This is a genomic window from Paenibacillus rhizophilus, from assembly GCF_003854965.1.
Classification (GTDB): Bacteria; Bacillota; Bacilli; order Paenibacillales; family Paenibacillaceae; genus Paenibacillus_AQ; species Paenibacillus_AQ rhizophilus.
In genome coordinates, this window is sequence record NZ_RQPI01000005.1 from 194,787 (window position 1) to 219,340 (window position 24,554).

Annotated in this window: 17 protein-coding genes; 1 reads left to right on the forward strand and 16 read right to left on the reverse strand. The window is 58.6% G+C overall.

The features are described 5' to 3' along the window. Positions 1-10: 10 nt before the first annotated feature. The 15 genes from EH198_RS11705 to EH198_RS11775 all read right to left on the reverse strand — a co-directional run bounded on the left by EH198_RS11705 (position 11) and on the right by EH198_RS11775 (position 21,969). Positions 11-982, reverse strand: a complete 972-nt coding sequence (locus EH198_RS11705) for a PhoH family protein (protein WP_124695721.1) — start codon at positions 980-982, stop codon at positions 11-13. Positions 983-988: 6 nt separating this feature from the next. Beyond that, positions 989-2,179 carry a sporulation protein YqfD gene (yqfD, locus tag EH198_RS11710; protein WP_124695722.1) on the reverse strand — a complete coding sequence of 397 codons (1,191 nt, stop codon included), beginning with the start codon at positions 2,177-2,179 and terminating at the stop codon, positions 989-991. After that, complete coding sequence (yqfC, locus tag EH198_RS11715) at positions 2,176-2,469, reverse strand: sporulation protein YqfC (RefSeq protein ID WP_124695723.1); 294 nt, start codon at positions 2,467-2,469, stop codon at positions 2,176-2,178. The genes yqfD and yqfC overlap by 4 nt, the downstream gene beginning before the upstream one ends. A gap of 244 nt (positions 2,470-2,713) precedes the next feature. Continuing rightward, positions 2,714-3,322, reverse strand: a complete 609-nt coding sequence (locus EH198_RS11720) for a hypothetical protein (RefSeq protein WP_124695724.1) — start codon at positions 3,320-3,322, stop codon at positions 2,714-2,716. Between the two features lie 31 nt (positions 3,323-3,353). Continuing rightward, positions 3,354-4,352: a flotillin-like protein FloA gene (floA, locus tag EH198_RS11725; RefSeq protein WP_124695725.1), complete on the reverse strand. Its 999-nt coding sequence runs from the start codon at positions 4,350-4,352 to the stop codon at positions 3,354-3,356. A gap of 62 nt (positions 4,353-4,414) precedes the next feature. Beyond that, a complete protein-coding gene (locus EH198_RS11730) occupies positions 4,415-5,773 on the reverse strand; it encodes an NfeD family protein (RefSeq protein WP_124695821.1) in 1,359 nt (452 codons plus the stop codon). Between the two features lie 229 nt (positions 5,774-6,002). Next, positions 6,003-6,446, reverse strand: coding sequence for a GatB/YqeY domain-containing protein (locus tag EH198_RS11735; protein ID WP_124695726.1), 444 nt, complete (start codon positions 6,444-6,446; stop codon positions 6,003-6,005). 15 nt (positions 6,447-6,461) lie between these two features. Further along, positions 6,462-6,635: a 30S ribosomal protein S21 gene (gene rpsU, locus EH198_RS11740; protein ID WP_005547957.1), complete on the reverse strand. Its 174-nt coding sequence runs from the start codon at positions 6,633-6,635 to the stop codon at positions 6,462-6,464. Positions 6,636-6,774: 139 nt separating this feature from the next. Further along, a complete protein-coding gene (locus EH198_RS11745; protein ID WP_124695727.1) occupies positions 6,775-7,134 on the reverse strand; it encodes a histidine triad nucleotide-binding protein in 360 nt (119 codons plus the stop codon). A gap of 133 nt (positions 7,135-7,267) precedes the next feature. Continuing rightward, the gene (locus EH198_RS11750; protein ID WP_124695728.1) at positions 7,268-7,597 is read right to left on the reverse strand and encodes a hypothetical protein; all 330 of its coding nucleotides are present in this window, start codon (positions 7,595-7,597) and stop codon (positions 7,268-7,270) included. After that, positions 7,584-11,114, reverse strand: coding sequence for an AAA family ATPase (locus EH198_RS11755; protein ID WP_124695729.1), 3,531 nt, complete (start codon positions 11,112-11,114; stop codon positions 7,584-7,586). The genes EH198_RS11750 and EH198_RS11755 overlap by 14 nt, the downstream gene beginning before the upstream one ends. Next, the gene (locus EH198_RS11760; RefSeq protein WP_124695730.1) at positions 11,111-12,292 is read right to left on the reverse strand and encodes an exonuclease SbcCD subunit D; all 1,182 of its coding nucleotides are present in this window, start codon (positions 12,290-12,292) and stop codon (positions 11,111-11,113) included. The genes EH198_RS11755 and EH198_RS11760 overlap by 4 nt, the downstream gene beginning before the upstream one ends. A gap of 242 nt (positions 12,293-12,534) precedes the next feature. Further along, positions 12,535-16,698, reverse strand: coding sequence for a UvrD-helicase domain-containing protein (locus EH198_RS11765; protein ID WP_124695822.1), 4,164 nt, complete (start codon positions 16,696-16,698; stop codon positions 12,535-12,537). A gap of 2 nt (positions 16,699-16,700) precedes the next feature. Then, complete coding sequence (addB, locus tag EH198_RS11770; RefSeq protein WP_124695731.1) at positions 16,701-20,204, reverse strand: helicase-exonuclease AddAB subunit AddB; 3,504 nt, start codon at positions 20,202-20,204, stop codon at positions 16,701-16,703. A gap of 340 nt (positions 20,205-20,544) precedes the next feature. Next, positions 20,545-21,969 carry a class I SAM-dependent rRNA methyltransferase gene (locus tag EH198_RS11775; RefSeq protein ID WP_124695732.1) on the reverse strand — a complete coding sequence of 475 codons (1,425 nt, stop codon included), beginning with the start codon at positions 21,967-21,969 and terminating at the stop codon, positions 20,545-20,547. Between the two features lie 211 nt (positions 21,970-22,180). Between EH198_RS11775 and EH198_RS11780 the strand changes: the two genes are divergently transcribed. Further along, positions 22,181-23,167 (forward strand): Na/Pi cotransporter family protein, encoded by a 987-nt coding sequence (locus EH198_RS11780; RefSeq protein ID WP_124695733.1) that lies wholly within the window; start codon positions 22,181-22,183, stop codon positions 23,165-23,167. 46 nt (positions 23,168-23,213) lie between these two features. Here EH198_RS11780 and mtaB read toward each other — a convergent pair whose 3' ends face one another. Continuing rightward, entirely contained in the window at positions 23,214-24,551 is a 1,338-nt protein-coding gene (gene mtaB, locus EH198_RS11785) for a tRNA (N(6)-L-threonylcarbamoyladenosine(37)-C(2))-methylthiotransferase MtaB (protein WP_124695734.1), read from the reverse strand. Between the last annotated feature and the right edge of the window lie 3 nt (positions 24,552-24,554).

Here is a 24,554-nt window from a genome sequence, read left to right on the forward strand (position 1 = left end):
ACAGTCCCCTTTATTCAAGGTTTTCGGCTGAATGTTCATAAGCAACGATGATTTTCTGCACCAGGGAATGCCGCACTACATCCTGCTCCGCAAAATAAACGAACCCGATATCCTCAATGGAAGACAAAATCGTATTCGCCTCGATGAGGCCCGATTTCTTTCCCCGGGGCAGGTCGATTTGAGTCACGTCGCCCGTGATTACCATTTTCGAGCCGAAGCCGAGCCGGGTCAAGAACATCTTCATCTGTTCCGGCGTCGTATTCTGGGCTTCATCGAGAATAATAAACGAGTCGTCAAGCGTGCGGCCGCGCATATATGCCAGAGGCGCAATCTCGATCAGTCCGCGCTCCAGCGCCTTGGCTACCTGATCGGGACCCATTACGTCATATAGGGCGTCGTACAGAGGCCGAAGATACGGGTCCACCTTCTCCTGCAGATCTCCCGGCAGAAACCCGAGGCTTTCTCCTGCTTCAACGGCCGGGCGGGTCAGGACAATGCGCTTGACCGATCCTTCCTTCAGGGCGGAGACGGCCAGCACGACCGCAAGATACGTCTTCCCCGTGCCTGCCGGGCCGATGCCGAATACGATGTCCCGTTTCTTGATCGTCGTTACATAATGTTTCTGTCCGATCGTCTTGACCCGGATCGGCTTGCCGCGGAATGTCGTGGTGATTTCACCCTTGAACAGATCCAGCAGCTGATCGGCGCGGAAATCCTTAGCCAGCTCTACGGCATACTGCACATCCCGCTCGCTCAGGATATAACCGCTCCGGACAAGGGAGAGCAGCGAATGAAACAGCTGCGCCAGCATGTCCACTTCCCTTTCCCCGCCGCGCACCGTCAGCTCGGCTTCGCGCGAGTCTATACGAGCGGGAATTTCTCTCTCGATCAGCTTTAAGAATCCGTCCTGCGGGCCGAAAAGCGCCAGCGCTTCTCCCGCATTTTGCAAAGATATGCTTATACTTGCAGTCTTATCTGACAAATAGCCTCATTCTCCTCGGTTGTATACTATCGGAAGCTCTTCCGTGATTCTTTCTTCCACCTCAAAAAGCACTTTCATATAAACTTTACCATTCTCTTTCTTCTCATGCAAAATTTTTTGGCTTTTAATGACACTGTCGCTGCCGTAACGGGTTGCAATATCGGCCTCCGCGCGGGCCAGCCCTTCTTGTTTTGCCGCCTGCGGCGTCAGCGTCTCCTCGGTTTCCCTGACTTCCATTTCTTTCTCCGTCATCCAGCCGAACGGCAGCCGGGTGTCCCGCCAGGTCAGCGGATCAAGCTCAGTCAGCGTGCGAGACTCTTCAAAAGGCGATTTGCCGTAACCCCACAGTTGGACCGCCCAGTTGCCGAGAACGAGGAAGCTTCTGTCCTTCCGCTCCCCGGTATAGACGGTATTCTTTTTTTGCAGCGGAACCTCAATATTGTACTCGTGCCATACAAGTCCCTTGACTTCTCCTTTGGCAACAACCGCCTGCATATTTGCCTCATCGCCAATAATCCCGGAAATGAGAATATCCCCTTTCTTCACTCTCGCGTTGCGCTGGACCACAGGCCTGCCCTGCTCGGCGTAGATGTCAGAAATCACCGCATCGGTGCGGCTGATGAGATGGCGCGGACTGTTCAGCGGTTTTGCCTCAGGGAGGGCGGCTTCGACAATCTGGATTTTCACCGCCGTTCCGTTCCGTTCGACTCCGACCCAGGATACGCCCGGAAGCCGCGCCGCCAGGTGCTTGGAGAGCTTGTCCGGAGAATCCATGCGCCAAATCCACTGATAGGGATAAATCCCTTCCTGCCGGGCGGCATCCAGCACGTCCTCCGATGCCAGGCGGTTATTCCCCTCTACCCGGACGGTCCAGACCAGGGAGCACAGCAAAACCAAAACAATGCCGAACAGCAGCAGGCCCGCGGCAAAAAAACTCCGTTTCCACAGCCTGGCCGCCACGAACGGCAGTCCGATCCGTCCCGTAATATGCATCCTGCAGCCTGTCTGCTTCAGAAGCGGCCGGAGAGCGTAGAAATCGTTCAGCAGCAGCCGGAGACTGACTCCGCTTTCAGTCGCTTTGACATTCCATATAACAATCCCGGCTTCGGTGACGGCATTGATCAGCCCTTCCGTCCGATCACCGGATATATGCAGCGCAACAGCCCCCCGAAGCCATGACAGTGGCGGTTCCTTCATCGGTTCTCCCCGCTTTCCTTATATCTGATTTCCCCGATCACGCCCTCCACCGCCAGCTCCCTTCCAAGAATGGAAGTGATGACTAGCCCTTCTCCGGCAATTTCCAGCGATCCCTTCGCAAGCTTAAGCGTCAGCTGTCCGGGGGAAAAATTCAGTACGCCTTTATGATTCTCTATAACCATTTCCTTGTTTCCGATGAGGGTGATCCGGGGCATGTCGCTCAGCAGGTCCTGCGGCAAATCCAGCATCCCGTTTGTCCATCCCCGCAGACTGCGGCCAATCCGGGTCATATGTAGACGCTCCCCCTTCCTGTACTGTACACCTTATGCGGGAAGACGCTGTTTTATGAAAGCCGGGAGGCTTGAAATCACTTGGAAAGGAGTCCGTCAAAAAAGAAAAACGGGTGACCGCCGCACTCAAGAAACCGCCATCCTTTGAGAGATGAACGAATTCTATTTTGAGGACGATACACCCGTTATGAGACACCTTTGTACATTCGGTTGTAATTTAAAAAGAGGCGGAAAGGCGCGCTTCTCACAATCCGCCGGGACGGCGGGAGCCCAAGGACCTGCGGGAGCGCGGAGGACCGAGAATTTCCGCCCAGATAAGCCCGCTGCGCAGATCGCCGCCAATAGCCTCCGGCTTGCGTGCAGACGAAGCCGAAGCGCTGCCGGATGATGCCTGCCCGGTTCCGCCGCTTCCCATATCATCGGAAATCCGGTCCAGCGCGCGGTGTACGCGTTCCAGTTCGCGCCGCATGCGCTCCTGCCGGACCTCGACTCCGTCCTCTTCTTCGGGCTGCTCCAGCGATGTCCCTTCGCCCGACTCGTAATCCGGAGTCGGAAAGAAGGCCGGCTCGGGGAACGCCGGCGCCGTGTCGGACTCACGGCCTTCATCCATCCGTTCCGACTGCCGGGATGAAGGTGCGGGAACAGGGAAGCCGCTGCCATGCGATTCCGCCGCCCCGCCCCTTTCGGGCAGTCCGGAACCTTGACGGCGCAGGGGACCATCGCCCGAACCGCTGCCAAAAGGCGGCATTCCGCCGCGTGGCAATCTTCCGTTTTTATTTTTATTTTTGTTCGCCTTATTGGCCTGGGACACAATCGCAAAAATAATGACCGCAATGACATAGATCCAGCTCATGGGGCCTCATCTCCCCTGCTTGTTGTGTTCATTACTTATCGCTCTTGGAACCGTCGTTATCCTGATCGCCCATTTTGCCGAGCGAACCGCGCATCTGCGTGTCGGCTTCGATATTTTTCAGATTCATATAATCCATGACGCCGATTTGGCCTCCGCGCAGCGCTTCCGCCATGGCCAGCGGCACCTGGGATTCCGATTCGACGACCAGGGCTTTCATCTCGACGACGCGGGCTTTCATTTCCTGCTCCTGGGCCACGGCCATCGCTCTGCGCTCCTCGGCCTTTGCCTGGGCAATCCGCTTGTCGGCCTCGGCCTGTTCCGTTTGCAGATAAGCGCCGATATTTTTACCTACATCCACGTCCGCGATGTCGATGGACAATATTTCAAACGCCGTTCCGGCGTCAAGCCCTTTCTGCAGCACGGTCCGGGAGATGGAATCTGGATTCTCGAGCACGTCCTTATGCGAGTTGCTTGATCCGACTGTTGTAACGATCCCTTCGCCGACGCGGGCGATGATCGTCTCCTCGCCGGCGCCGCCGACGAGCCGGTCGATATTGGCGCGAACGGTGACCCGCGCCTTGACCTTTACTTCAATACCGTCGCGGGCAACCGCGGCCACGGTTGGCGTCTCGATTACACGCGGGTTAACGCTCATCTGAACGGCCAGGAGCACGTCGCGTCCGGCCAGATCAATGGCGGCCGCCCGGGTGAATTCCAGCGGAATATCGGCCCGCTGCGCGGCGATCAGCGCGTTGACGACACGGTCGACATTGCCCCCCGCCAAATAGTGGCTTTCCAGCTGGTTGATGTTCAAGCCAAGGCCCGCCTTGGTCGCTTTAATCAGCGGATTGACGATCCGGCTTGGCGTGACGCGGCGCAGCCGCATGGCGACCAGCGTAATAATGCTGATCTTGACACCTGAGGCCAGAGCCGAAATCCACAGCATGACCGGAAAGAAGCTGAGAAAGACGCTTAAGACAATAATCACTACGACTGCGATCAGCAAGACGGTTATTAGGGATGCTTCCATTTTTACATCTGCCCTTTCTGCATAACAAATTGGTTAATTATCAAACACTTCCACAGTTTACCTTATTCCCGCGCTTCCTTCACTACAATCCTGCCGCCTTCCACTTTAACGACGGTGACGGGAGTATTCACGCTGATAAATCCGCCTTCGGTCACGACATCCAGACGCTCATCCGCAATAAGCGCCGTTCCCGACGGGCGAAGCGGGGTAATGCTAATCCCACTCCGGCCTACGAGTTCCGGTTTCTCGGGAACCGGTATAAACCCCTGCTCCTTACCCAGACTGTCGCTGAGTATGAATCGATTCCATATTCCCCGCTCCTTGAATGCGATCAGGACGCAGATAATGACCACCACGGCAGCCCCAAAAGCGATGCCCAGACTGAACAGCGCATGTGTAAAGCTGTGGGCGGCCCGCACGACGCCCGCAATTAGACTGACGGAGCCCAGAATACCCAGAATGCCGAAGCTTGGAACGAACAGTTCAAGCACCATCAGAACCAGACCGATGATAAACAGCAGCCAGGTCTCCGCTCCGGCGAATCCCGCCACATAATTGCCGAAGAAATACAGCACAAAAGCCAAAGTCCCCAGGATGCCCGGAACCCCGAAGCCGGGGACAAGCAGTTCTATGACCACCCCGGCGATCCCGATGAACAGCAGTATGGTCATAACGGCGGGATGGGTCAGAAATTGCGACAGCTTCTCCGCGCCGGTATGCTGCACGCGAAAGATATCATCGGTGGAATAGCCCATCCAGGCAACCGCCTCCTCCGGCGAATCCCCGGTGGCATCGGCGTAGCCCGCCTTCAACGCTTGTTCGCTGGTCAGCGCGATAATCTCGCCCTTGCTCTTGTGAACGCCCAGTTCAGGCTTGTCGACGACCAAATTGATGTCTGTCATTCCTGCAGCAATATCCGGATCGCGCCCGTTCAGAGCCGCTGCGCCCGCCATTTTGGATTTCCAGAACGACACCAGCTTGGCGTCGTCCACCCTTTTGCCGCTCATATCGACAAGCGAAGCCGAACCGATCATGCTTCCGGGCTTCATTACAATCTTCTTCGCGTTAAGGGCGATATAGCTGCCGGCGGAAGCCGCGTCTCCTTTGATAAAGGCCAGCGTCGGAATTTTGCTCTCCCTTACCATGATGCCGATCTGCTCCGCGCTGTCCACCCGTCCGCCCGGCGTGTCGATCTCCAGCACAATTAGCGAAGCGCCGTATTTCTCTGCTTCCTCAAAGCCCCGTTTCAAGAAGCTCTCAAGTCCCCGTTCGATTTCCTGGTCCACAGGCAGAATAAATACCGGGCCCTTTTTCAGTCCGCTGCCAGCATCGGGCGAGCCCGGGCTGCCGGAAGCCTGAACCGTCAAGGCTCCAAACGGCACCAACAGGAGCAGGAACAGGGCGCAGACGGCCAGCATCATTTTCCGCAAACCCGTCACATCATATCCCTCCAATCCACTTAGATTAGTTTCGATCATTATTCCGGATAATATAATTGGCGGATATAAATGTTATTACGGGGTAGACGGATCGGCGTTTCATCAATCACCAGATGCGCGTGGCTTCCTGCCCACTCATCTATCTTACATCATAGGTTTTAGGCTTATAAAAAAAGAAAAACACCCCTTAAAAAGGGGTGTTCACCTTATGTTATTGCAGAAATTTCAGAACCGCCTGGTTCACGAGTTTACCGTCGGCGCGGCCTTTGACTTTCGGCAGCAGCGCGCTCATCACCTTGCCCATTTCACTTTTCGAAGAAGCACCGGTTTCCTGGATGGTCTGCTGTACAATAACCTGAATTTCTTCTTCGGAAAGCTGTTCGGGAAGATATTGCTGAATAATCTCGATTTCTGCTTTATTGCTTGCAGCAAGCTCGTCACGACCCGCTTTTTCAAATTCTTGGAGGGCATCTTTGCGCTGTTTGATCTCACGACTAAGGATATCAAGCACTTCGTTGTCGTCTAATGTTCTTTTCAAATCTATCTCAAGATTCTTGATCGTAGAACGAACCATTCGAATCGTGGAGAGTTTGAACTTGTCCTTACTCTTCATCGCCTGCTTCATATCTTCGTTCAATCGTTCGCTAAGATTCATGCTTGGGTAATCCTCCTAAAACTTTCTCTTACGAGCAGCCTCGGACTTTTTCTTGCGCTTAACGCTTGGCTTTTCATAATGCTTGCGTTTCTTCACCTCAGCCAAGACGCCATCTTTAGCGATGGAACGTTTAAAGCGACGAAGTGCAGCATCAATTGTCTCGTTTTTGCGAACTTTCGTTTCAGACACCAGTTTTCCCTCCCTCCGACCAGACCGTCCAAGAGCATAACACGGTTCATCAAACTTCATTATAGGTCAAACCGAAATAGGGTGTCAACCTTCAAGCCCATTCTTTTTTCGGAAGAGCTATATTTCCCGGTCACTCTCTTTAGGCGTGAGATTTGGAATTGCCGATCAGCGCGCCCAGTTTCGCTCCACCGATAAGATGATAGTGCAGATGTTGAACCGCCTGGCCGCTGTCCGGTCCGCAGTTGTTGATCAGACGGTACCCGGTTTCCGCAATGCCCAGTTCTTTGGCGATTTGCTGCGCCACGCTGTGCAACTCTCCAATCAGCGGCAGATCCTCGGGCGCCACTTCGTTCATCGACGGAATCGGTTTCTTGGGAATAATCAGCACATGCACCGGCGCGGCGGGCTCGATATCGTAAAATGCCAAAATCCGTTCATTCTCAAACACTTTGTTGCAGGGAATGCTTCCCTCAATAATTTTGCTAAAAATGGTTTCCATACCGCAGCTTCCTCCTAAAGGATATTTGAAGCGCCCTTTCCCGCTTGTGGTTCGGGCCGTCCCTGACAACAATCGGACTCTCGGATCACCGGCAAAAATAACCCCGGTAGAGGCCGTCGTCATTATTCATTTATCATACAGGAAATTGTCCTTTTTCGAAAGCGAAGGGACGCGCTGCCGAAAATATACGGCTTACCCATTGCCGAATTGCGGTTGCTGCAGCTGTACCAGATACAGTGATATAAAATTTCATTCCCTCCGGAAAATAGGCAAAAAAAAAAGAAACACCCTTCACAGCTGATAAAGCTGATTCGGCGGCGGACGTATGAAAAGGAAGGATTTCCCAGTCATACGTCCGCCGAGGTGTTTCAAATGATGTCGGCTTAGCTGTATTATAACAGGGGGGTGTTGCTGTCTCTGTGACAGTTATCACAACCCCCTGCCCGATTTTAATTTTTTTCAAAAAGTATGCGGGAACCCTCTCCGCCCGGCAAAGCAGGAACCACAATCAGCTTGCGGGCAAGCCTTGCCCGAAGCTCGGGAACGTGGCTGATAATGCCGACAGACAGCCTGTCGTTATGCAGCCGTTCAAGCGATGTGATCACGGTATCCAGCAGTTCGGGGTCCAGCGTGCCAAAGCCCTCGTCCAGGAAGAAAAATTGCAGCGGATACTGACCCCGAAGCTGAATCTGCGCGGACAATGCAAGCGCAAGCGACAGAGAGGTCAGGAACGTCTCGCCGCCCGACAAAGTCGATACCGGCCGCTTAACTCCTCCGTTTCCGTCGTCGCGGATGACAAAGCCGCCGCCGGAATCGACCTCCAGCGCATAGCGCTGTCTGCTCAAGAAGCGCAGACGCTGCGAAGCCGCCTGGCATACCTGCATCAGCTGCTCTTCCGCGATATATTCGACGAAAGCGTTGCCGCGCAGACAGGACTGCAGCTTGGACAGACGGCTCTGCAGGCTCTCGTGCTCATCCCGCAAGTTCTCTAGCACTGTCCACCGGATATGCCTTTGGCGCAAATCCTCCAGATCCCGTTCTCCCCGGGCCTTGGCCTGCAGCGCCGCTTCGTCATCCTCCTTGCACCGCCGAAGATTCGTCTCGCATTCCCGCCACTCGTCCTCGGTCAGCGAGGCTCCGCCAAGCTTCTCATCGATGTGGCGAAGCTGAACCTTGACTTCCGCCTCGCCGTCGCGGTGCGTCCGCACACGCGCGAATGCCGCTTCGCGTTCTCCGTCATCCAGCGCTGCCGCTTCTGCTTCATCAGCCGAAGCGAACGGCGAAGAAGCAAGGCATTCTTCCCAGTTCGCAGCCGCGGCATCGCAGTGCTCGCGGGCCGAATCCGCCGCCTGGCGGGCGATCGCCGCCTCTCTGGCATCCTGCTGCGCCCGGTCCGCAGCGGCCCGGTGACGGCGTCTGCCTTCCTCTGCGGCTGTCTGAAGCTCCTGCAGGCGCCGCTCGCATTCGGCCATGAGGGTACCGGCGGAACGGCCTTCGGTCCACTGCTGCAGCCGCCGCTCTTTCTCGCCCAGCAGTTCCTCTTTGCCCGTATGCTGAGCCGTCCAAGCGGCAAGCTCCTTATCCAGCCCAGCTATTCTTTCCTGCAGCATCTGGGCGGAGGCGCTCTTCTCTTCCAGAAACTTCACGCTGATGTCCAGTCTGCCCCGGATTTTCTCGGCTTCTTCGTCCTTGCGACGCAGACCGCCGTAGGCATACTCAGCTTCCCCCGGCGCAAGCTGCGGAAACCGCCGCTCCCATTCCTGGCGCAAAGCCGAGAACTGCCGCTTCAATTCCTCCGCCTTGGCAGCTGTCTGCTCCTCCCAGCTCCGTGCGGCTTCGGCTTCGGCCGCTTCTTTCAAGAGACGCTGCTGCGACCGGCGGTCTTCCTCCTGCCACTGCGCAGCCTCGCGGCGCAGCTCCTTAGAGCGGCTCTGCAAACCGGCAAGCTGTTCTTCCAGCTCCGCCACGCCGGATGCTGCCGGCCATGCGGAAGCAGCTTCGCCTCCGGCTGCCGCCGCGCCAAAGACAGGCTTCCGGTCCGTGTCCGGAGCAGATTCAGTTAAGCCGGAGACAGCCTCCCGGCTCAGGGCCGCAGCAGCTTGGCTTGAGCCGGATACGCCTTGCCCGGTTCCGGCCAGTGAAGCGCCTGCCGCCGCGGGAATCCCGGAGAAAGAGCCGGATTCACCGTACGCCTGCTCCAGCCAGGCGCGGTCCTGCTCCCGCAGGCTCCGCAGCCCGGCCCGCGCTTCAAGCGCACGGCCCGCCAGCACCTTCGCCTCCTGCAGCTTTCGCTCCTCAGCCGGATCTTCTCCCCCGTCCCGCAGCGACGCCGGGGCCGGATGGTGGCTGCTGCCGCAAACGGGGCACGGAGCCCCGTCCTGCAGCTCGCGGGAGAGCGATAGCGACAGCCGGTGCAACTCCCGCTCCCGGAGCGCGGCTTCCAGCTCCGCGCAATGCTGTTCCAGCCGCCCGGCAATGGCGGCTGCGGCATCCTCCGCGGACGCCGCCCGCTCTAGATGCAGGGCGGCGTCCCTCACGGCGGCTGCGCGCGCTTCGGCCAGCCGTACCCCGGCCGCCTCGGCCTCCGCGAGGCGGCTGCGGACCGCGCCGAGCGCAGCGGCGCGCTCAAGCCGTTCCCGCTCCGCCTGCTCCCATTGGGACTCGGCGGAGCGCAATCCCTGCAGGCTCTGCATCGCTTCCTGCAGAGCCTGCCGCTCCTGGGAGCGGACCTCGAGCGGCAGGAGGCTGCGCTGCAGCTCCTGCTGCCGCTTTTGGCCCTTGGCCAAAAGCTCACGCTCCCGCGCCAGCGTCTCCCGCGAGGCTTCCAGCCCGCGGGACGCCTCGCCCTTGCGCTCGGCAAGCGCCGCGAGCTCGCGCCGCAGCCCGGCGAGCTCGGCTTCCAGCTCGAGCGCCTGGCGCAGCCGGCCTTCGCGTTCCCGCAGGGCCGGCTCTTCCGCCGCGAGCGCTCCATGCGCCTGCTGCTCGGCCTCTCCGGCCCGGGCGGCTTCCTGCTCGGACGCCGCAAGATGCGTCTCCAGCCGATCCGCCGCCGCGGCCCGGGTGCGCCAGGTCTCCTCCGCGCTTCTCCATGCCTTCAGCGCGGGAGCGATCTTCGTGGCTTCGTCGCCTTTAAGAAGCCGCGACTCAAGGGAGGCTATCTGCTCCTCCCGCGCCCGTAACTCCAGCAGCTGCACCTCCCGACGGGTGCGTTCCTCCTGCAGCTCGCGGATTCTGCCGAACCGCTCGAAGCGGCCGGTCGCCGCCTCCAATCGCTCTCGGCATTCGGCGGCATGGCGGACAGCCTCAGCAAGACGCTCCTCGGCTGCCTGCACATCCTCCGCTCCGGCGCTGCCCAGACCCTGCTGCTCTGCCTCCACAGCGCGCAGCGCCGCTTCGTTCTCCTTGACCCGGCGGCTGAGCTTCAGCGCCAGCTGGTCGCCATACTGCTCCAAATGGAACAGACGCTGAAGCATCTGTCTGCGGTCTACGCCGCGAAGGGACAGAAACTCGGCGAACTTGCCCTGAGGAAGGACGACGGCCCGGGTGAAATCGTCCATCTTTAGCCCGATTTTGTCCTCGACGCAGCGCGTCACCTCCGCGAGCTTGTCCGCCACTACGGTCTCTCCGTCCGGGCCAATCTCGATGAAGCGGCTCACCGAATTGCTGACGGACTGTTCTCCTGTCCGTTTGAATCTTCGCTCTACCCGGTAGCGGTGCGACCCTTCGGAGGAAGCCAGCTCGAAGGTAAACGCCACGGCAAGGGAATCCTCGGAATGATTCATGATCCCCTGCGTCCCGTTCACTGCCCGTTCCACCTTGCCGTACATCGCCAGGGTAATCGCGTCGAGCAGGCTTGATTTACCGCTGCCCGTCGGTCCGAAGATGCCGAACAGCCCGGTCTCGCACAAGCCCAAAAAATCGATCTCCTGACTTTCGCGGTAGCTCTGCAGCCCGCTTACTTTCAATAGTATCGGCTTCATCTCGTATCGTCCGCCTCCTGTCCGTCACGATCTTCCTCCGCCAGTTCCAGAAACAGCTCCACAAGGCTGTCCTCAGGCTCCGCTCCCCCGGTCTGGCGTTGATAGAACTTTCTGAACAGCTCCTGCACCGGCATCCGGGAGCGGAGGGACGCTTCCAGTTCCTTCTCCATCTCCGGGTATACCGGCCGGATATGTACGATACCTTCCCGCGACTTGCGCAGCCGCTGAATATCTCCCATCGACAGCGCCTCGCTCAGGCGGATTCTCAGATCGATGAACGCATTGGCGTCTCTGCCCTCGTCCAGCCACCGGTACACTTCATCCAATCCGTCTGCACAATCCCACTCCACCAGGGGACGGCCGCACCGGAGCAGAATTTCTTCCGGCTTCGCCTCCGCTCCCGGCGAGAGATCCAGCATCGTCACGGACTTGGCTTGACCCGCCTCCGAAAAGCTGTACGCCAGCGGAGAACCGCTGTAGCGGATCATCCCTTCTCCCTTGACCTTCTGAGGCCGGTGGAGGTGGCCGAGCGCCGTATACTGCGCCCCGCATGCCAACGCTGAAGGATCGACGGTATACGCCCCGCCGACCTGGATCGGACGCTCGGAGTCGCTCTCCACGCCGCCCAGCACATAAATGTGGCTCATCGCCAGATTAACCGTGTCAGGCGTGAATTCCCGGGACAGAAGCTGCATCAGGCGGCCTACGCGCGCGCTGTAAGCGAGCCGCAGTCCGGCTTCGTCGCTGTCTTCGGCCAGGAGCTCGCCAAGGCGGGCTTCGGAAGGATACGGAAGAGCCGCGATACGCGCGGTTTCTCCAGTACGGGCCACCCGGACCGTCACCGGATTGCTTGCGGGCAGGCCGACAAGCGTGATGCCGTGTCCGAAGACAAGCGGGGACACGGAGGATACCCGCTCGGGCTGGTCATGGTTGCCGGCAATTACGACCAGCTGCCTTCCGCCGGAGGCAAGTCTTGAGGCCGCTTCGTAGAACAGCTGCTCGGCCGCAGCCGGAGGGTTGACCGAGTCGTAGACGTCCCCTGCCATCATTATGAGGTCCACCCGTTCCTCCTCGGCAATGGCGACCAACTCATCAATAAACGCCTCCTGCTCCTTCTGCCTGCTTCTTCCCTCCAGCGTACGGCCCAAATGCCAGTCGCCCGTATGCAAAATCCGCATGTTCCCGCCTCTTTCCCGCCCCTGCCGGGCGAATTTAAATATCATAAATTGCCAAATAGCATAAACCTGAAGTCAATTGCCCCTTGCCGCAGATCCTTGTTTAATGGTGCGAGTTCACGGTTATGGGTGGTTCAAGGTATAGCCGATTCATGGCATAGCCAATTCACCGTATAGCCGATTCACCGTATAGCAGGTTCACGGTATAGCCGGGACTGGTCCACTGTCGTCTGGCAGCGTCAACCTTATACTCGGACGGCATGGCCGCCGTCAAAGAAATACAGCCATGCCTCAGCGATCTCTTCACCCAAAATATCACCCAGCGCCTCTGAATACAGACTGAGCTGGTAGCGGTATTTCTCTTCCAGAGCTTCCAGTCCGCCTCTATGCTCAAGAACCGCGTCGCTCTTGTAATCCAGCAAGATCAACCGCCCTTCCTCTCGGAACAGACAGTCGATAACCCCTTGGATTAATACGGAAGGAGAGGCTGTGCCGCTCTCTCCAGGCAGCTCCGAGGATGCCTTGTCCAGAGCCTGAAGACCCCGGTAGGCTTCGGAAGCGGGCACCATATAGCTGAAAGGCATTTCCCTTCTCTTCCACGGAGAAGCGAGCAGCCTGCGACCGAGCGGATGGTCGTAAAAAGCCGCTGCTTTATCCGGCTCGACCGCCGCCGCTTGTTCTTCCGTCAAAATACAAAGCTGCACCAGCCTTTCCAGCGTCTCCTGCACTTCGGCAAGGCCAACCTCGCCCTCCAACGGAATATGCTGCATGACGGTATGGTATACCGTCCCGCGTTCCGCCGGGGTTACGCCGCGCTGTTCCATGAACCTCGGACGCCGCAAATGCAGGCTGTCGGCGGCGCCGGAGCTGCGCTCCCGCGCTCTGGGAAGTTGTTCTTCCAATAGGTCGAACGAAGGTTGATCTTGCAAAGACAACAGGGATTTCAATTCTGTAACGGAAGTCTTGGCCGGAATACCGGCAGCCGCCTCATAAGGGTAACGCCATGACAGCCGCTCGGCCGCTCCGGCCTTTATCCCGTCATAAGCCTTAACCGGAACCCCCCGTCTCAGTTCATGAAGCGCCGTTCTTCTCGCTTCTTCTCCGTCTTCGCCGCCCTCCTTGACTGTTAGCGCGCCCGCTTCCAGTTCGGAGGATGGCAGGACGCTGACGCTCCAGTTGGACAGATCGCCACGCAAGGTAAGCGGAGCCGCTCCTTCCTTACCGGCGATTTTCCGCAGAATCGCCGCCCCGGGGTGCCGGATCAACGCCGGGCCCACCCAATCCAGATAGCTGCGTCCCCGGGCGAGTAGATGATCGGGCAGCAGTTGATCTTCTCCGGCGCCCGACGACATCCAGTTCGCCGCTTTGCCCGCAAGATCCCGGACGGTTCCGACGAGAATCATCTTGTCGCGCGGGCGTGTAAGCCCCACATACAGCACCCGCATTTCCTCCGCCAACAGCTCCAGCCGCGAACGGCGGCCGATGGCGAGATAGGGCAGCGTCGGATAGCTGACCCGGGTCTCCCGTTCCAGAAAGCGCGGGCCGAAGCCGAGCTCCTTGTGCATCAGAAACGGCGCATAAAGATCCTGCCGGTTGAAGCCCTTGGACATTCCGGCAAGAAAAACGACCGGAAACTCAAGACCTTTGCTCTTATGGATCGTCATGATCCGGACGCCTTCGCCCTGTTCGCCGCTTCCGCCGGCCGCGCCCAAATCTCCGCCGTTCTCCCGGAGCCGGGATATGAACACCAGGAACCGGAACAAGCCGCGGGCCGAGGTATCGTTCTCGAATTGAACCGCCCGGTCGTATAGCGCTTTAAGATTGCTCTGACGCTGGGCGCCCCCGGGTAGCCCGCCGATCCATTCCAGATATCCGCTCTCTCGGTAAATGCGCCAGATCAGGCCGCTTACGTCGCCTTGGCGCGCCTCGTCGCGCCAGCCCTCGAGCTGTTCGAGAAACCGGTTCAGCTTATTTCGGAGACTGACGGAAATGGATGGACCGGCGGTTTCCGACTCACCGGACACCGTCAGCTCAGCGTTTACCATCTCACCGGCAGCCGCCGTCTCCGCCGCGTTTTCGGCGCCGCCCCGAACGTCGAATGCTCCGCCGACTTCGTTTCCGATTACGCTCCCGAAGCCGGCCGTAATCTCGTCTGCCTTCACGGCAGCATGAGCAGCTTCCTGCCCTGCGCTTCCCGCGCCGCCCGCCGTTAGGCCTCCCGAGACCGCCGCGATTACCGCGTCATAAAACGAGCCTACGCCGCACAGGCGCACCTTCGCCAATTCTTCTTCGGTCAGACCGACGACAGGCGAGCGCAGCGTTCCGGCCAGCGGGATGTCCTGCTGAGGATTGTCGACGACTTTCAGCAGGGAGAGAATGACCTCGACTTCGGTCGCCTGAAAATAGCCCCTATTCTGGTCGCCATAGGCCGGAATGCCCTCCAGCCTTAGCTCTTCCATCATCAGCGGCGCCCACAGGCTTGCGGAACGGAGCAAAATCACAATGTCGCCGTAAGCAACCGGGCGCATCGTTCCAAGTCCCTTGTCATAAATCTGCAGCGGCTCGCCGCCATCCATGCCCGTCATACGGATAATCCGCCGGGCGATGGCGCGGGCTTCCAGCTGAGCCGTTTCGCTTTCGATCAATTCGCTTTCAGCCGTCTCCGCTTCCCCGTCTTCGGCCCTTTCCTCCGGCAGGCCTTTGGAGCTGCCCCGGTCGATCAGCAGCAGTTCCGGAGCAAAATACGTATCCGGCCCCTTGTCTGCCGCGCCGGGAAAGTTAGCGCCGTATACAAGCTCCGCCCGCTCATCGTAGGCGATTTCGGCCACCGTTTCGTTCATAATCTGGCGGAACAGCATATTGACGGCGTTAACGACCTCCATCCGGCTGCGAAAATTTCGCGACAGATCGATGACAATTCCTTTTTTCTCTCCGGTTTCAGCCTCGCTTACCGCTGTGCTGCCAGATTCGTCCGTTCCCAGACTTTCCCGCTTGTGTTCCTCTTTGAATCCGCTCTTGCCATAGCTGCGGTACTTGTCCAGGAACAATCCCGGCTCCGCGAGGCGAAAGCGGTAAATGCTCTGCTTCATATCGCCTACCATGAACCGGTTGCCCGGATCTTCTCTCGAAATCAGCCGCACAATTTCTTCTTGGACACTGTTCGTATCCTGATATTCGTCAAGCAGCACCTCGTCGAACTGTGCCCGGTACTCCAGTGCGGCATCCGAAGGCATGGAATAGCCCGCCGCCGAATCAGTGTGGCGCAGAATTGCCAGGCAGTAATGCTCCAGGTCACTGAAATCGACCAGCCCTTTGCCCGCTTTCTCCGCACGGTAACGCTCACCGAACAGGATCACCGTTTCCGCCAGTTCCGTCATCAGCGGAGCCGCTTCATGCAGCTCCCGGAGGAACGCGTCCGCCGGACGTCCGAACAGCGAGTTCTGCAGCTCGCCGATGATCTTCTTGACTTCGTCCCGCAGACCCTTGACGGTCTCCTGCAGAGCGGGATCGGTCGCGTCTTTCTTGCACGGCTTCAGCTTTCCAAATGAGGCGCCGCTGAACAGGTCGTAGAGCTCGGCCCAAGGCCTCTCTTCCACGGCCTGCCGCAGCCCTTCAACCATATCCAAATCCGCCGCCAGATTATCGGCGTATGGCGTGGGTCCGCCGGGCTGAAGGGCGATTTGCCGTCCCCGCTCCAGTTGGCTGGCTGCGGCAGACAGCGCCAGCCCCGCCTCCTCGAGTATGCTCCGCACCCAGGGGGTGCGGGACAAGGCTTCGGTATCCGGCAGCGAGAAGCCCGCAGCCGTTTCTCGCAGCCACTCCTCCGGCCACGGATGGCTTCGCGCAAAATCATGCAGCCGCTGAACGAGCGCATGCACGGCGTCATCGGTGCGCTCCCCGCTGAACCAGTCCGCCAATTGCACGAACACGCCGTCTTCGCCGGCCTCTTCATATTTTTCCTCGAACAGCTCCTCAAGGATTTCCTGGCGCATGATCTCCGCTTCATGTTCATTCAGAATGCGGAAACCGGGGTCCAGCGGAATCAGTTGATAATAGCGCCGGATGACCTCAAGGCAGAAGGAGTGCAGCGTCGTGATCGAGGCTCTGCCAAGCAGCGCCAGCTGGCGCCGCAAATGGGCGTTGTCCGGATCTTGCTCCAGCTTACGGTCCAGCGCCTCACGGATGCGCTGCCGCATCTCGGACGCGGCCGCTTTGGTAAAAGTCGCCACCAGCAGCCGGTCCACTCTGAAGCCGCTGCTTTCGTCGCCGATTTTGCGGATGATCCGCTCGACGAGCACAGCGGTCTTGCCGGAGCCGGCCGCAGCCGCCACAAGAATGTCGTCCCCGCTCTCCGCGATGGCCCGCCATTGATCGTCGCTCCATATGCTTCCTTCCGGTTTTGCCGGCATGATCACGGTCTGTTTCCTCCTTCGTCTTTGCGGGACAGCATCTCCCAGATTGCGTCTTTGCCCGGCTTGCCCAAATGCTTGTATCCGTTGCCCTCCACGGCCTCGTCGAACTGGCACACCGCCCTGTACGAACAGAACGTGCACGCAGTCTCCTGCTGAATCCTGTAAGGCGTGATAGCCACGTCCCCTTCCGTAATACGGGTTCCGATCTCCGTGATCGTCCCTCTTACTGAAGACAGCAGGCGGTCCCACTGCTCGGGCGTGGCAACGGAGGCGCTGCTGTAGAAGCTGCCGTCGCTCTTCAATGCAACCGGCACGATGCTGGAATGCCCCTTGTCCAGACTCGTATCCATGAGTGAGACGACCTCTCGGTCCGCCATGAGCAGACCCTTCATCTTGAACCGCTTCAGCAGCTCCTGCTGCGCCTGCTCCCGGTTCATGCCGTTAGGCGACGATAGCAGCGGATCATGGACGTGAAAATACAGTGTTCCCGCCGGGAATGCGGGCTCTCCAAGCCACTCCTCGGCATAGGTCAGCAGCACGTCCAGGTAGGTCAGCATCTGCAGCGACAACCCGTAGTACACTTCATGCAGCTTAAGGTCCTTGCGGCTTGATTTATAATCGATGACCCGGAGCAATATCCCGTTCTCGCCCTCCGCGGTATCGACGCGGTCGATCCTTCCTACAACTTCCATCAGGCAGCCGTTCGGCAGCTGGATGCGCAGGGGCGGCAGCGACTTGCCCGGACCGAAATCCAGCTCTAGAAAAGCGGTGTCGAAGCTGCCCCGGCGCGCATGCTCCCCGAGAATAACGGAAGCCCGCCCGACAATATTCTTAAGCTTGCGCGAAATATAGCCGTAACGCTTGGAACTCATCAAAATCTCTCCCTGAAGCATCGGAGACAGCATATCCACCGTCTTTCCGGCTTCATTCCGGCATTCCTCGGGGGTCATAGCGCCCCAGCTTCGTCCCTCGTCCCGCAGCTTTGTCGCCATGGTGCTCAACGCGGCGTGAAACAGCTGCCCGATATCGGGAGCCTGAAGCTTATATAGCTGGCGCTCCTTGAGACGCAAGCCGTAGGAGGCGAAATGAGAGAACGGACAGGAGACGAATTTCTCCATGCGCGAGACGCTTCCACGCAGTGTAGAGCCGCCATATAACCGCAGACTCGTTTCCCGCCTGAGGGGAACTCCGGGATTGCGGTAAAACAGCGAGCTTATCAACGTCTGCATGCGCGGGCGCCATTCCTCGCTCTCCGCAAACCAGTTGTAGACCTCCCACCAGATTTGCGGGATATCCTGTCCCTGCTTCCATTGGCGCAGCTGTACGATCAGCATGCGCAGGCTCTGCTCCGGATGGCCGATGAAGTCATGGTGCTCCTCGGGCGGAGCCGATGCCGGAAGGCTCTGCAGAGGATGCTCGGCAACCGCCGGATACATCCGGCGTAAATGGCGGATGACCTCCGACGGAAGCAGCGACTTGCCCTCATCGTCCGTACACGCATAGCTGATCCACAGCTTGCGGGAAGCCGCCGTCAGCGAGTTGTAGATCAGGAAGCGCTCGTCCAGCAATTTTCGCGAAGCACCCGGGGCCAGTTCCATGCCCGCGCCTTCCAGAAGGGACCGCTCCGACTCGGACAGCACCCCGTCCTCCTGGAACTGAGCCGGTACGACACCTTCATTGAAGCCGAGCAAAAAGGCATATTTGACTCCCGACGTCCGGGTCCGGTCCATCGTCCCGACAAGCACCTGATCGAGCGAAGGAGGAACAAGCCCCATCCGCAGTTCGGCAAGTCCCGTTTCCAAAATGCCGGCGAACATGTCGAAGCTTAATGCCTCTTCGCCCATCATCTCCACAATCTGATCCAACAGATCGAGGACGGCTCGCCACAGCTGCCGGTGCTCCCGGGCGTCCTGCGTTCTTCCTTCTTCCAATGCCGCTGCGCCCATGTATTCCAGCTTCCGGGCTGCGGCGGTGTCTTCCAGCAGTTCGAATACCGCTCTGCATAAGTCCTCGCCGCTGCGGCTCTTCTTGATTCGCTGTTCAAAAGCTTTCAGCGGCCCGGTCACCGCCTCCCGGCATGCTTCCATCAGCGGCACCAGTCTGTCGTCAGTCTTTCCTCCGCCTTCCAGCGACAGGCTCGGGATCGCCTTCCATTTGTAATTCTTGTCGGTCCAGCGGTAGCCTTGAATGCCGCAGGCAAGAACGTAGTTTTCCAGGGTATCCATATCGTCCCTGGTCAAGCTGCCGTCCGGCGGAAGCAGAAAATCCGTCTTTATGCACCGGAACACATCCTCATACCGCCAGCGGCGGCGGACGATGTCCAGCGACGAACGGATAAACTCCACCAGCGGATGATGCAGCTCGCCTGCCTTGCGGTCCAGGAAGAACGGTACGCTGTAATCACGGAAAAGCGCAGGCACGAGGTAATCGTAATCCTCCAGCTTGCGGACGAACACGGCCATTTCGCCGTACTTCGCTCCTTCTTCGCGCGCCAGCCTCATCATCTCTCGCAGCGCGCCTTCAATCTCCGCCCGTTTGTTCACGCCCGCCCGGATCGTAATTGCCCCCTCCACGGACTCCGGTCCCCGGTACACCAGCCTGCGGTCAAAGCCCCGCTCCAGATGCGCCAAAGCGGGAGCCTCTGCAAAGCGCGGCAGCGCCGCAGGCGCCAGCACTTCGTCCCTGACATCCCCGCCGAGTTCTTCCGCCATTCCTCTCAGCTTGATGTAAGCGGAGGCCGAAGGATGGAACAGATCCAGCTCATGGGGCCGGTTTACGCCTAGAAAAGGCCGGTCGAGCGTCAGCGCGATCGTTATATCGGCGGCATGCAGCATCAATTGGCGCAGCACCATAAACTCGCGGGCCGTAAACCCCCGGAAGCCGTCTACGAAAATGGACGAGCCCCTAACAAAAGAGGAGGAAGGAATCAACTCCGCAAGTTCGGCCAGCCGGTCTTCTTCGTCCATATACAGCTTGGACATTTCCTTCTCCAGATCGTCGAATACAAGCTGCAAATCCTCAAGCTTACCGGTAAGGATCGGACTTCCGCCCGCAGACTCCCGCAGCCGGGACATCTGCTCCTCCAGATCGGATGCGCCGAGACAGCAGCGCTTCAGTTCGGAATGCAGCCGGCTCAACCGGTCCACAAATCCCGGACGGTCCGACGAAGCTCCGAACAGCTTCAGCTCTTCCTTGCGCCGGCTCAAAATCTTGTAAAGAAGCATCTTCTTGCCTTCATCGCCGATCGGAACACCACCCTGGCCGCCGGTTTCCTGTTTCACCCGGTAGGAGAGGCGCGGAAAGCTCAGCGTCTGCGCCCGCAGGCTTCCCCGAGCGTCGCAGGCACTCAGGAGACCTTGCTCGGCGCTAAAGGACCCCTGCTCCGGAACCAGCTGAATAATCGGAGGGCCGAGCGGGTCTTCGCGCAGAGCGGAACAGATCGCATTCCATATTTTCGTGGTCTTACCGCTTCCCGAGCGGCCGATCAGAAACGTTACCGACATGCTTCATAAACTCCTTCCGCAAAAAAACTGCAATTCGGGCGTTCTGACAGCAGAGTCTGCCGCTTCGAAGCGAACAGAGGCTGTCATTCGTTCTATCATTATATCATACGAAAATGAATCGGAACATACGTTTGCAGTTCTTCCAATACTTAGCGCGAAAACAAAGCCCACACAAAAAGAAACGAACGCCGTCCCTATAAGACAGCGCTCGTTTCTCGCAGATATATGACCAAAGATATGCGCCCAACAGGCTGGCTCACTAGACGTTGTAAAAAGAGGATGAACGAAAACACCGACCGATCACGGCGCGTTCAATCCCTTGACGCCTATACTGTGGCGCTTACTTGGAAGTCACCTCAAAAATGGCAAACTTCAGGTAATGCCCCTCGTCCACGCCCAGAATTTGCGGATGATCCTTGCCGGCTGCTCGCCACTCGATCAGCCGCAGCAACTTGCCTGCATCTTCGGCGGCTTCGGCGATCGTCTGCAGAAACAGCTCCGGACGCATGTGATAGGAACAGCTTGCGGTAACCAGATAGCCGCCTTCATTCACAAGCTTCATACCGTGCAGGTTGATGTCCTTGTAACCGCGGCAAGCCCCTTTAACCGCGCTCTTTGTCTTGGCAAAAGCAGGCGGATCAAGAATGACGACATCCCAGGTACGTCCTCCTCCGGCTGTCATCGGCTTGGAGGTATCCGTCTTTGAGGCGGATTTGTTCCCTCCCGCTTTGGCTGCGGATTGTTCCGGAGAAGTTTCAACAGCGTTTGCGGCTGCGCGTTCCGCCCGTTCCTCCAGCCCTTTCACCTGGCTGCGCAAATACTGGAAAGCATCGTCCACGACGAACTCTACCCGGTCCCCGAAGCCGTTCAGCTCCACGTTCGCCTTGGCGCTTTCAATCGCATGCGCGGAAACGTCGAGACAGGTGACCTTTTTCGCTCCGTATTTGCAGGCGTTCAGCGTAAAGCTGCCCGTATGCGAGAAGCATTCGAGCACGGTGGCGCCGTCCCAATAAGGAAAAGAGACTTCTTTGCCGCTCTTGTTGACGGGAACCTTCCGTCTTAAACCGTCCTCACCCGCAACCTCCTGCAGTGTAATGCCGCTGCGCGCTCCCCAGCCTGTCATCAGCGGAGCGATGGACGCGCGGTTCTCCCGCTGATCGAAGAAATACCCCGTCTTCTGGCCCTGCTCGATGTCGACAATCAGCTTTAGTCCGTTCTCGGTCACGGTAACATGACGAGGGCATTCGCCGTACAGAACCCCCGTCTTCTGCTCCAGCCCCTCAAGCTCGCGCACGCCGACATCGCTGCGCTCGTAGATGCCGTTCGGCTCCAGAACTTGCACTAACGCTTCGACGATTTCGGCGCGGCGCTTGTCCATTCCAAGCGTCAGCAGCTGCACGACGAGCACGTCGCCGAAGCGGTCGACAATCAGTCCCGGCAGAAAATCGGCCTCCCCATACACCAGCCTATAGGCGTTCTCCCCGCCAAGAAACCGCTCGCGGTGATTCAGACAGCGGGCAAACCGCTCCGCGAAAAAGGCCGTATCCATCGCCGCAAGCGGCTTGTGCGACACGACTCTGATCCGGATCTGCGATGCCGGATTGTAATATCCGGTTGCCAAATATTTTCTTTGATGGCTGAGGACGTCCACCAGCCCTCCTTCTTCGGGATTTCCCTCCACCGTTTCCACTTCGTTGCCGAAAATCCACGGATGTCCCGCTTCCAGCCTTTTTTTGCGGCCGCGCTGTAAAATAACCGATGCCACTAACCTCAACTCCCAGTTGTTTGTTTAATATAGGACCCTGACCTCAGTCATGTCCCGGTTGCTTCATTCATATATTGGTGTACAACCTGCCAAGAAGAAACGGCTTCACCGTCCTTTTAAGGACGGCATCGTTTCTCGTAGAATTACAAGGTCTTTGATAAGCGTGAAACTTATAAATTCTTGTATTTTAAAAAAAAGGAGAACCGCTGCCATGATTCGCGAAGTGCTGTTCCCTGTATTATACGGCATTGTTATTTTCCTTGCCGGGATGAAGCTGATGGAGACCGCGCTCTCCAAGCTGGCCGGTCCGCTGCTTACCGGCTTCCTGAATAAGGCGACGGCCACACCCCTTATGGGCGTGGCCTCCAGCACCCTGCTCACTGCCGTTCTTCAAAGCAGCACCGCCGTAACGGTTCTGTCGATCGGCATGGTCAACGCCGGCCTGCTGACCTACGCCCGGACGCTTGGGATTATACTCGGCAGCAATATCGGAACCTGCCTGACGACGGAGCTCATCGGCCTGCAAATCGGCCGGTTCGCCGCTCCGCTACTGGCGGCCTCGCTCGCCATATGGGCCGCAGCCGTTACGCTTGGCGAGCTTCCGCCATATAACTCGCGTCTCGCGGAAGCAGGACGCAAATTCGCCCTGCCTCTTCAGTTCGCCAGTCTGGCGATCGCCGGTTTCGCGCTCGTGCTGTGGGGCATCTCCGTCATGCAGTCCATCGGCCCTGCGCTGCAGGAGAGCGGCCTCTTCGGCTGGTTCCTGGGCCGGGCGGCGGAGAACGTCCTGTGGGGCTTTGCCGCCGGGGCCTGCCTGACGGCGCTTCTGCACAGCAGCAGCGCCGTCATCGGCATGGCTATGGGCGTCGCCGCTTCCGGGGCGCTGCCTCCCGAGCTCGGCATCGCCATCGTACTGGGCGCCAATGTTGGCACCTGCGTCACCGCGGTCATCGCTTCCATCGGCGGCAGCCCGTCCGGCGTCTTCGTCGCATGGTCGCATGTTGCGCTCAATGTCGGCGGCGCGGCTCTGTTCCTGCCCCTGACCGGTCTGCTCCAGGAGACCGCCGCGTGGATCGGCGGGGGACCCGCCGCTCAAATCGCGCACGCGCAGACCCTGTTCAACGTCGCCTGCTCGCTGCTGGCGCTTCCCTTATGTTATCTGCCTGTATGGTCAAGGCTGGAAAGGCGGCTGCAATAAGCAGGCCGCCTTGTATGGATCTATTTTACCGTCGGCGGCTTCCCGGCTAAATCGAACGCAAAGCTTCTCCGGCAACGCCGACCAGCTCGCCCCTGCACTCGTTCACGCCGGCTTCTGTCAGCTTAACGCGGCACAGCTGGCCTTGCAGCTCATCGCCGCCTTCAAACAGCACCTGCAGATAGTTGTCGCTGAAGCCGTGCTGGATATCCCGGCCGGGCGCATCTTTCGCCGATCTCTCCGTGATCACGCCGACCGTCTGTCCGACGAATCTGCGGGCATAGGCCAGCTGCATCTCCTCGGACAAGTCGATCAGCTGCTGCACGCGGTCGTTCTTAATCTCCTCGTCAACCTGATCCTCCATACGGGCCGCGGGCGTGCCTGTACGCTTCGAATAAGGGAACACATGCATTTCCGAATAATCGACCGCCTTCATGAAGTCGTAACCCGCGCGGAACATCTCATCCGTCTCTCCCGGGAAGCCCACGATGACGTCGGTGGTGATGGCAACGTCGGGCATCGCCTGGCGGATCAGCTGCATTTTGGCAAAATATTCTTCGGTCGTATATTTCCGGCGCATCCGTTTCAGCACTTCGTTGTGTCCGGCCTGCAGCGGAATATGCAGATGACGGCACATTTTCGACGAACGGTTCAGAACGTCCAGCAGCTTCTCGTCGATCTGGCTCGCTTCAATCGAGCTGATGCGCACGCGCTCCATTCCGTCCACCTTGTCCAGCTCCCAGAGCAGGTCGGCGAGGCGGTAATTGTCAAGATCGTCGCCGTAGCCGCCGGTATGAATGCCGGTCAGCACAAATTCCTTGTACCCGGCCTCCACCAGCTGATGCGCCTGTTTTATAATACTCTTCGGATCACGGCTGCGGGACAGCCCCCGGGACCACGGAATGATGCAGAAGGTGCAGAAGTTGTTGCAGCCGTCCTGAATTTTGAGAAAAGCTCTCGTCCGTTCAGCAAAGCCCGGCACGTCCAGCTCCTCGAACTCCCGCGTCTTCATTATGTTGCGTACGGCGTTGACTGGCTGCCGCGACTCGCGGATGCCGTTCACATGCCGGATGATCTGATCGCGGTCCTGGTTGCCGATGACCAAATCGACGCCGGGGATATCAAGAATCTCGCCCGGAGAAGTCTGCGCGTAGCAGCCGGTAACGGCCACAATCGCTTCCGGATTGCGCCGGACGGCGCGGCGGATCATTTGCCGGCTTTTTTTATCTCCCGTATTGGTGACTGTGCATGTATTTATGACGTAAACATCGGCCTGTCCCTCGAAATCCACCTGCTCGTAGCCTTCCTGTTTGAACAGCTGCCAGATGGCTTCGGTATCGTAAAAGTTGACTTTACAACCTAAAGTATAAAAAGCAACGGATGGCATTTT

Coding starts and splice junctions, on each gene's coding strand:
- yqfD (WP_124695722.1), bottom strand. CDS start 2,179: ATGAAGGAACCGCCACTGTCATGGCTTCGGGGGGCTGTTGCGCTGCAT.
- yqfC (WP_124695723.1), bottom strand. CDS start 2,469: ATGACCCGGATTGGCCGCAGTCTGCGGGGATGGACAAACGGGATGCTG.
- EH198_RS11720 (WP_124695724.1), bottom strand. CDS start 3,322: ATGAGCTGGATCTATGTCATTGCGGTCATTATTTTTGCGATTGTGTCC.
- floA (WP_124695725.1), bottom strand. CDS start 4,352: ATGGAAGCATCCCTAATAACCGTCTTGCTGATCGCAGTCGTAGTGATT.
- EH198_RS11730 (WP_124695821.1), bottom strand. CDS start 5,773: ATGATGCTGGCCGTCTGCGCCCTGTTCCTGCTCCTGTTGGTGCCGTTT.
- EH198_RS11735 (WP_124695726.1), bottom strand. CDS start 6,446: ATGAATCTTAGCGAACGATTGAACGAAGATATGAAGCAGGCGATGAAG.
- EH198_RS11745 (WP_124695727.1), bottom strand. CDS start 7,134: ATGGAAACCATTTTTAGCAAAATTATTGAGGGAAGCATTCCCTGCAAC.
- EH198_RS11755 (WP_124695729.1), bottom strand. CDS start 11,114: ATGAAGCCGATACTATTGAAAGTAAGCGGGCTGCAGAGCTACCGCGAA.
- EH198_RS11760 (WP_124695730.1), bottom strand. CDS start 12,292: ATGCGGATTTTGCATACGGGCGACTGGCATTTGGGCCGTACGCTGGAG.
- EH198_RS11765 (WP_124695822.1), bottom strand. CDS start 16,698: ATGCCGGCAAAACCGGAAGGAAGCATATGGAGCGACGATCAATGGCGG.
- addB (WP_124695731.1), bottom strand. CDS start 20,204: ATGTCGGTAACGTTTCTGATCGGCCGCTCGGGAAGCGGTAAGACCACG.
- EH198_RS11780 (WP_124695733.1), top strand. CDS start 22,181: ATGATTCGCGAAGTGCTGTTCCCTGTATTATACGGCATTGTTATTTTC.
- mtaB (WP_124695734.1), bottom strand. CDS start 24,551: ATGCCATCCGTTGCTTTTTATACTTTAGGTTGTAAAGTCAACTTTTAC.